The organism is Streptomyces sp. NPDC006208, assembly GCF_040613775.1.
GTDB lineage: Bacteria > Actinomycetota > Actinomycetes > Streptomycetales > Streptomycetaceae > Streptomyces.
This window is the reverse complement of the sequence record NZ_JBEXSW010000021.1, coordinates 130827-138858: the sequence shown is the minus strand read 5'-3', so window position 1 is coordinate 138858 and position 8032 is coordinate 130827. Positions and strand designations below refer to the sequence as shown.

8 protein-coding genes and 2 pseudogenes are annotated in these 8032 nt (G+C 67.2%); 4 read left to right on the top strand and 6 right to left on the bottom strand.

Annotation, left to right across the window (positions count from 1 at the left end):
• Positions 1-267: 267 nt before the first annotated feature.
• Together ABZ208_RS19255 and ABZ208_RS19250 are read right to left on the bottom strand one after the other, a co-directional pair.
• Positions 268-570, bottom strand: coding sequence for an antibiotic biosynthesis monooxygenase (locus ABZ208_RS19255; protein ID WP_356910643.1), 303 nt, complete (start codon positions 568-570; stop codon positions 268-270).
• 319 nt (positions 571-889) lie between these two features.
• Positions 890-1477, bottom strand: a complete 588-nt coding sequence (locus tag ABZ208_RS19250) for a hypothetical protein (RefSeq protein WP_356910642.1) — start codon at positions 1475-1477, stop codon at positions 890-892.
• A gap of 776 nt (positions 1478-2253) precedes the next feature.
• Between ABZ208_RS19250 and ABZ208_RS19245 the strand changes: the two genes are divergently transcribed.
• Positions 2254-3258, top strand: coding sequence for a calcium-binding protein (locus ABZ208_RS19245; RefSeq protein WP_356910641.1), 1005 nt, complete (start codon positions 2254-2256; stop codon positions 3256-3258).
• 100 nt (positions 3259-3358) lie between these two features.
• Here the strand turns inward: ABZ208_RS19245 and ABZ208_RS19240 are convergent, their stop codons facing one another.
• Positions 3359-3793, bottom strand: coding sequence for a DUF5959 family protein (locus tag ABZ208_RS19240; RefSeq protein WP_356910640.1), 435 nt, complete (start codon positions 3791-3793; stop codon positions 3359-3361).
• A 459-nt stretch (positions 3794-4252) separates the two neighbouring features.
• On the opposite strand from ABZ208_RS19240, the gene ABZ208_RS19235 reads away from it, so the two are divergent.
• Positions 4253-4660: a hypothetical protein gene (locus tag ABZ208_RS19235; RefSeq protein WP_356910639.1), complete on the top strand. Its 408-nt coding sequence runs from the start codon at positions 4253-4255 to the stop codon at positions 4658-4660.
• A 261-nt stretch (positions 4661-4921) separates the two neighbouring features.
• Here the strand turns inward: ABZ208_RS19235 and ABZ208_RS19230 are convergent, their stop codons facing one another.
• Together ABZ208_RS19230 and ABZ208_RS19225 are read right to left on the bottom strand one after the other, a co-directional pair.
• On the bottom strand, positions 4922-5611 hold the full coding sequence (locus ABZ208_RS19230) for a VOC family protein (protein ID WP_356910638.1): 690 nt from the start codon (positions 5609-5611) through the stop codon (positions 4922-4924).
• 496 nt (positions 5612-6107) lie between these two features.
• The gene (locus tag ABZ208_RS19225) at positions 6108-6425 is read right to left on the bottom strand and encodes a hypothetical protein (RefSeq protein ID WP_356910637.1); all 318 of its coding nucleotides are present in this window, start codon (positions 6423-6425) and stop codon (positions 6108-6110) included.
• Between the two features lie 632 nt (positions 6426-7057).
• Here ABZ208_RS19225 and ABZ208_RS19220 point away from each other — a divergent pair.
• Positions 7058-7492, top strand: coding sequence for a VOC family protein (locus ABZ208_RS19220; RefSeq protein ID WP_356910636.1), 435 nt, complete (start codon positions 7058-7060; stop codon positions 7490-7492).
• 69 nt (positions 7493-7561) lie between these two features.
• Here ABZ208_RS19220 and ABZ208_RS19215 read toward each other — a convergent pair.
• Positions 7562-7711 (bottom strand): annotated as a pseudogene (locus tag ABZ208_RS19215) (transposase); the annotation flags it as partial.
• On the opposite strand from ABZ208_RS19215, the pseudogene ABZ208_RS19210 reads away from it, so the two are divergent.
• A pseudogene (locus ABZ208_RS19210) lies at positions 7679-7858 on the top strand (flavoprotein); the annotation flags it as partial. The pseudogenes ABZ208_RS19215 and ABZ208_RS19210 overlap by 33 nt on opposite strands.
• Between the last annotated feature and the right edge of the window lie 174 nt (positions 7859-8032).

Below are 8032 nucleotides of genomic sequence, written 5' to 3'. Positions count from 1 at the left end.
CCAGGCCCTGCTCTCATGCCGGGCAGGCCCGCGATCACCCGATCGAGACTCCCGTTCGATCGACAGACCCCATGATCGGTATGGCAACGGCTTCTTAGGACTGAGGGCAAGCGCGCATCGACCATCATGACGTGAGCCCCTGGTCACGAACCCTCGTCACCGTCACCGAGATCCGTTACGCGGACCAGAGGAGCCTTTCCCATGGGTCGGCATGCCCTCATCCGGTCTCACTGGATCCTTCAGCGGCCCGACCCCACGCATCCACGTTCAGGAACGCGACGGGACGACAAGTTCGCGGCCACGGTAGAACGCTTCCTGCTCCCCGACGATGCACGGAGCCATGGCTTCCCGCCGCCGCGCCTCTGCCTCCGAGGATCTCCAGGCGTCGCACGCTTCCTTGGATTCCCAGAACGAAACCCCGATGATCTCCTGCCCGTCCTCGGACCAGTACGCGTAGGCGCGGCGCATGCCCTCAGGGTGGGAGGCCGGCCGCCATGCCCTCTCGAAGTCCTCCAGCATTCCCGGCTTGATGCGGCGCGTTGTCATCCAGACGAAATGCTCCTCCATCATGGCCTCCTCCGGATCACGGCCTCCTCCGGACCGCCTCCCCCACTCGACGGCGCTCTCAGACCACCGTAGGGTCACGGACCCGATCCCGCCTCTGCGAGCAGGTGCCGCAAGGCGACGTGCAAGGACTCCATACAGCTCAGCGCCGTTCTGTCGGCGCTTCCGAGCATCGAGGATGCGAATTCCCGGGCAGCCTGACGGACCGCCTCACCAGGCAGCCGCCGGTCAGACAGCTGCCGTACCGGGCCGGCAGCACTGCTTGGCAGCCTGGGCAACGCTGTTCGTGGAACGCGGGGACGGGGCCGGCGCTACGCGGTCGACGTCACGTGCGCCCTGTGTCCCTCTGCGCCCGAGCTCGGTCGAAGAACCACGTGCCCAGGCCCACCAGTACGGCCACCCCGAGCGCATACACCGGCAGCCACAGGGTTGTAGTGGCTGCCAGGCAGTCGGCAACGGCGGCATGGCGGTGGATGTCCTGTGCGAAAGCGAGGACGGAACTCTCGCGACCGGCAGGGTTCGCCAGTGATTCCTCCACGCGTACGCTCTCGTACCTGCCCAGCTCATGACACCCGCGGCGGGTGCCTGGCATCGGAAACAACCACGCCCAGCGCTGCAGCATCGGAGCCAGCGTGATCGCGACGCACAGGCCCACAACGAGCGAATATGCCGCCAGGTTTGCGACGTACGCAGAGCGGAGGCCAGGCGTCCACGCCGGCAGGCGATAGAAGCAGAAGATCAGCGCAAGAAGCGTCAGTCCGATGTATGTGGCGAACCACTGCCAGGAACCCTGTGCCAGTGCGACTGTCAGCACGGCGGCGAGCCCGATGCCGATGACTCCCGGCTGAGCAGGGGCGCCGCGACCGCCCGGGGTTGCGTCCTTCCGGCCCCCTTGAGGGCTGAGGTCGTCCACGGTCTCTCCCTCCTGCTTCCGAGGCCACCAGTGTGCGGGCGGACCGCGCCCTGGGCCTGACACCGTGCCGGACCGGCCGAAAGCCCCGCCTGGTTGGCGGTACCACCCCTGTGAGCTGCACATTCCGGCACCGCCGCCACTGAAGAGGCGGCGGGCTTCTGACCGGACCCACGACCGCTTCGGCCGACCTGGCCGCGGAGTGGCAGGCACGCCGGCGGCACGCCGTCCCCGGGACTTGCGCATGTCACAAGACGGGCACATGGCCCCCACGGCCTTCTCGTACTCGCCCGGGTCCGACGCCATGAGTCCCACCGCACCGTGCGAGACCAACGGCGTCGAGGTCGGAAGGGCTTTGCCGGAGCCCCCTGCCCGAGTGAGACAAAGCAGGGGGCGTCGGCGCGTTCAGCTTCAGTCGAGCGGCGTCGACCGGTGGGCCGCAGCGATGGCACCAGGCCGCGCGGCCAGATCCAAGTCGGCGGCTGTCAGCTTGTGCCCGGTGTCGTGAGTCGCGACCGCGATCCGCGAGCGATCGTCCTGCCGACCCGCGTAGCCTCTGCGGGGCGGTCCACCTCCCGGGCAGGCCAGTGCTCTCCCGACGGATCCGTTGGGGTGGCGGCCGAAGGGGTGGTCATGGCGGCCCGCTGTACCGGCCGTGACCTGCGAGGAATGCCCGTGGATGAATTCCGTTGCCTCATTCGTGCGCGGGCGGGTCGCGCGAGAGTGTGACTGTCTGTAAAGAGACAGCTGCACAGCTCACCTCGGGAGACAGTCGAGCCATGTTCGAGCACCGCCCCTCCGGCGACGACCGCCCGATGACGGCTCCGGCTGCATCCTCCGGCCGACGCCGCGCCAGTGCTCGTTCCCTGCCCGCAGTCATCGCCCTCGTCATCGGAGGACTGTTCGTCTGGTCCACCCCCACGACGGCCGCCACACCGGGAACCATGAGGCAATCGACCACGGCCGCCGCATCGGGAACCGTGAGTCAATCGGCCAAGGCCGCCACACCGGGAACACTGACGACGACCATGCACTCGACCAGCTCGATCTGCGAGGACGCCACCCCCACCATCGTGGGCACCAACAAGAACGACATCATCGTCGGGACCCCCGGCAACGACGTGATCTTCGCACTCGGAGGCAACGACACGGTCTACGCACTCGGGGGGAACGACCTCATCTGCGGAGGCTCGGGCAACGACACCCTCAACGGTGACGCCGACAACGACCAGCTGTCCGGCGACTCGGGCAACGACCAGCTCTTCGGAGGCCTCGGCAACGACGACCTCCGCGGGTGCTCGGGCAACGACGAGCTCCGCGGGGTACTGGGCAACGACGAGCTTTCCGGTGGCTCGGGCAACGACCGGCTCCTCGGGGGCCTGGGCAACGACTGGCTGTCCGGTGGCGAGGACGACGACGAGCTCCGTGGTGGCAGGGGCAACGACCGGCTCAACGGCGACGAGGACAACGACCGGCTCTTCGGTGACGCAGGCAACGACACCCTCCACGGCGACACCGGCAACGACACCCTCTCCGGTGGCGCAGACGGCGACGACCTGTTCGGCGACGAAGGCAACGACACCATCTCCGGTGGCAGGCACGACGACGAGCTCCGCGGTGGCAGGGGCAACGACCGGCTCAACGGCGACGAGGACAACGACCGGCTCTTCGGTGACGCAGGCAACGACGCCCTGGACGGCGGACTCGGCAGGAACACCAACAATGGCGGCCCCGGAATCAACCGCTGCGTCAACCCACGCAACGGCCCCGGCTGCAACGACTGAAACGGGCCGCGCTCCGGTCCTCCGCCCGCACGCGGCGGTCCTCTGCCGCCCAGTCGGTGGTCACCCCTGGGTCCGGCCGAGTGGGCCCCGCCGCAACTCCTCAGTGCGCGGGGATCAGGTGCGCCCAGACGGCGCGGAGCCTCTCCAGCAGGACACGCTGCTCGTCGATCCAGCCGCGGTCCATGGTGAGGGAGACGGCCGGCCTGGTGGTCTGCTGGTCCGCAATGGTGACCGTGATCCGATCGTGGTCGTCCTCCCGCCAGTCCAGTCGGATGCCGATCTCGGCGACTCGCCCAGCTCCGCGCCAGACTGCGTCGTGCCCCGCGGCGACCTGGTCCAATACGTGTGCCCAGCCGGCCAGGTCTCTCGGCTCCACATAGGTGTCGTGGACGCCGGACACGAAGTCGTTGTGAACCAGGAGATGCCCCTTCACGTCCGGGATGCCCGGGGCGTACGAGTCGTTCAACTCGACCACGACACTGCTGCCGCACTCGCCGGTGATCCGCAGCAGTGCGAACCGCTCGGGCCCCTTCATGTCCCACCCCTGGGTGTTCGATCCAGTGCTGATGCTGCGCGCACTCCAGGCGGCACCACTGACGATGCCTGCCGCGCTCAACATCTCAATGGCCGACTCAAGGTCTGTCTTCCCTGCCCTGGTTCTTGCTGGACATCGCGGTACCCAGGCCTCTCGCGGCGCCTGGGGCAGGTCGACGGTTCCTGACCGGTCGTCATTGGTCGTCCTTGGCCACGGCCGAGCGACATCGGACGGCCCAGACGGCCCAGGGTTGGACCGCCGGCCAACAGCCGGAACGCGGTCGCACGGATGCTGCTCGGCGCTCAATCGGCCCAACCCGTTCGTTGCCGTCCGGCGGCGCTCTGAGCAGCGTCTGGACCGTAGCTTCCGAAGCCCGACCAATATCAGAGCGGAGGTACTCGGGCAGAGCTGAGTACTTGCGCTCTGGTCGGTCATGGGCTGAGCCGGAATGGTTGAGCCATGCAACAACGACTACCGAAACTCGTTCTCCAGCTGTCGACGATCCTCGGGCTGGCTGTGGTGACACTAGCGGTCTGGGCTGCCTGGCTGGGCTGGGACCAGCATCGTGACGTGCAACCTGACGGTACGACGACCGGCCCGTACGAGGCGTGGCAGGTGATCGGGCTGGTGCTGACTCTGCTGGGGCCGCTGTACTGGGCGGCATCCCGGCGCTACATCGCAGGCGCTGTGCTCGGCATCCCGATCGGCCTGACCGTTGCTGCCTATTACGACTGGTCGGACGACTCCAGCGGCCTCTTCATGGTCGGCGTGGGGATGGTCATGGTGGGGAGCCTCGCTGTGACCGCCCCCGTCTCCGCCGTGATCGCCCATGTGAAACGAGAAGGCCCTCCCGACGGTCGCCGCTGAGCAGGGTTGCGGCGCCCGGCTGTTGCTCAGAGACGCACAAGACGTGCTCCGAGGCTGGTGGAGTCTCAATGACTCTCATCCTTATCAGGTCGATCATGGGGAGTCGGCGACGTCGGTCAACCGGCCGGTCACCATGGCTGATCGTCCGTTGCTCTTTCGGTGTTGGTCGGCGCTGTCCGCACCTGTTGGTGTCAGCCGTTGATGTCAGCCGACCGACTCCCCCTTGACAGATCTCCTGCCGGTTCGGCGGGACGTGGAGACCTACTCGCTCACGTGCGGCGGCCCGGCGACACCGACACACGCCTCGTTCCCCTCGGGGTCGGCCAGCACCCAGTTCGACGGAGCGTCGGCACCATTTACCAGGCGACCGCCAGCGGCGAGCGCGGCGGCTATCCGTCCCTCGGCCTGGTCGTACGGCACCCAGACGTCGACGTGGACCCGGTTGCGCTGCGGGCGCGGTGCCTCCATCTGCTGGAAGTAGAACGGTGCCCCGCGGCGGTGCGGGTCGATCAGGTCCTCGCCGCTGTTCGCGCGGTCCTGGTAGCCGAGCAGGGCACGCCAAAATGGCACTACGTCGGGACCGACGAGGGCGTCAACAGTGACCTGGACGGTCTGCACCGAAGACGGGTCGGCCGGTATGCCCAGGGCGCGTGCCACTGCCGAAATCTGCCGGGCCAGCTCGACGTGTCGCGCGGTCAGCCCGTAGTAGTCGTCCGTGATCGTGATCAGCCGTACGGTCACGCCCTCACACCTCAGGTCGACGTCCGGGTGCCCGTCTCCCACGCCTGGCAACTCGCTGATCGCCTGCACAAGCCGGGCGCCAACGGCAAACGCCCCGGTGCGGTAGTAGGCGCATGCCCCCTCGCCTACTACCCGCCAATCCGCCAGGCCGGGCGTCTCGTGGAACTGCTGCGGCCTGATGGGCTCGGGCTTGTCCTCTACGTAGGTCATGCCCTCAACGTAGCGTCCAGGTCCTGCAACTCCCTTCGATTCTCCGGCACTTCGGAAACTCGTCCCGCTAACAGGGGCAAGGAGCTGCTTCGGGGCGAGCGATCATGGCCCGAAGGCTTCCGGCAAGTCGGAGTCTGTGAACCTGCGGGTTGAGCCATGACGTTGGGGCCATGATCTTAGAGTCCCGCTCTCGCCAAGGCTGTTGGGATGCGGTGGGGCCTCGCGCGACACTCCCCCGCCTTCCACGCACAGAGGCCCTCCCGTCCGCCTGACGAAAGAGCCTCTGAGCAGGCGTTTCTCGGCGCTCCCGGCAGGATTCGAACCTGCGACACCCGCTTTGAGGAGCGAGATGGGGCGAGTTGGTTGGCCACTCCGGATCGCACGCCGCTTTGCTACCAGATCCACATCCCGCCGAGGACAGAAGCCCGGCCGCTCCCGTCGACGCCCACCATGTGGGACAGCCGCTCAACGCTGCCGTTGTCCAGCGCTGTTGATGTCACCGATGGACGTCAGACCGCTCTGCGCTCGGGTCGTCTTCTGCACCAGCACCGGCACCGGTCGCGGCGCTGGCCCCCGTTAGACAGTCAAGCGTGGGGTCGGGCGGCCCGCATCGAAGGATCGCCTCTACTGCCGGCCACACCTCGACCGGTACGGGGTAGCAGTGCAGCATCCAGGGGTCGTCAGCGTCCGGTTTGATCACTTCGCGAAGCTGAAGGATCTGCTCGCGGCTGATGGGGTGCTCGGTGCGCAACAGGTCGTCCGTCTTGCTGAACCCCTCCAGGGCCCAGACGACCCCGGGTTCTTCCGTAGACATCCACTGAGCATATGGCGTGTACCCGCCCTGAGCTTGGGAGTAACTGTGCTTCGGCGGCACGACACGGCTCACCAGCCGCAACGAGTGTTGGAGCAGACTCGACACCTGGTCCAGCACACGCTGTTGACCCGCGCACCCCGCACCGGCACCGGCACCGGCACCAGCACCAGTCGCGGCGCAGCCGATCCCGACGTGGGCAACGACCACCACCTTCCAGCCACGCCACCAGGCCGGGTACGGAATTGACCGACCGACCTCGCCGCCGAGCAAACGTCACAAGATCCGCGACAGAGCCGAAAACGCGCCCCGTAGGGATCAGCCACGGTTTGTCGGTAGTCGGTGTGACTGCTGTAATTCTTCGCTGTACTGCTGGCCCTGGGACGGACCGATACGGGGCTGCGGAACGGTGAGCCTAAGGATTGACCCGCAACTGGTCCTGGCATGAAGGTGGTTGGTCAGGACTGGATCCTGGAAACCACTGGGGTGCTCCGTCGCCACGGTCGCGTCGTTCTCGTGGACCGCCCGCTTTGGTCACTTGGTGTCCAAGGCGGCCCAGGGCGCGACGGGTGACGGGTGGATCGGTCTGGGGAGATGAGCGGCAGGGTCCCCCTGGTACGCGGTACGGTGCGCCGATGTCAGCGATCAAGAAGTTCCAAGTCACCTTTGACTGCGCAGAACCTGAGCGCCTCGCTCGTTTCTGGTGCGAGGTGTTGGGGTATGTCGTACCGCCGCCACCGGAGGGGTTCGCCACCTGGGACGATTTCAACCGTACCCTGCCTCCTGAGGAGCAGGGTTCATGGTTCGCCTGTAGTGATCCCTCAGGCGTGGGCCCGCGCCTGTACTTCCAGCGCATCCCCGAAGGCAAGATCGTCAAGAATCGGGTGCATCTCGACGTCCGGGTCGGCACCGGGCTCGTGGGGGACGAGCGCCTCGCCACGCTCGAAGCCGAGTGCGCACGACTGGTCGCGCTCGGCGCCACCCACGTGCAAACGCTGTATGCCGATGAGGAGAACGAGTCGTGCATCCCGATGCTGGACATCGAGGGCAACGAGTTCTGTATCGACTGAGCGTTCTCCGAGCCGGGGAGGTGGGGAGCCGCCTCCCCTGGGCCTCTCTGGTCTCGTATGGGGCGGGAGTTACCCCGTGAGGGCGAGGTTGTGCATCCGGGCGATGCAGAGCATGGCGGTGTGAACACCGTCGCCTTTCAGACGGCAGTCACGAAGGATCTTCCATGCCTTCATCCGCGCGAAGGCGTGCTCGACGCGGGCCCGGACCTTGCGGTGGGAGGTCCGCACCCGGTCGCCGACTGCTACGTCGTCGCGCCCGCAAGCGCGAACTACGCCGCCAAGCTCGCGACGGGCATCGCCGACAACCAAGCCCTCACGCAGGTAGGCGAAGCGCCGGGCACCCTCGACGTCCCGGTAGTCGTGTTTCCTCGGGTCAACGCGGCGCACGCGCGGCAGCCGGCGTGGGAGGGCCATATTGAGGTTCTGCGGAAGGCAGGCCTGGACGTCGACGGTCGCCGAATACCTCGATCAGTCCGGGCTCGTCGACCAGCACGACCTGCCGGAGATGCGCCCGGACTTGAACAAGCCGGCTCGGAACCC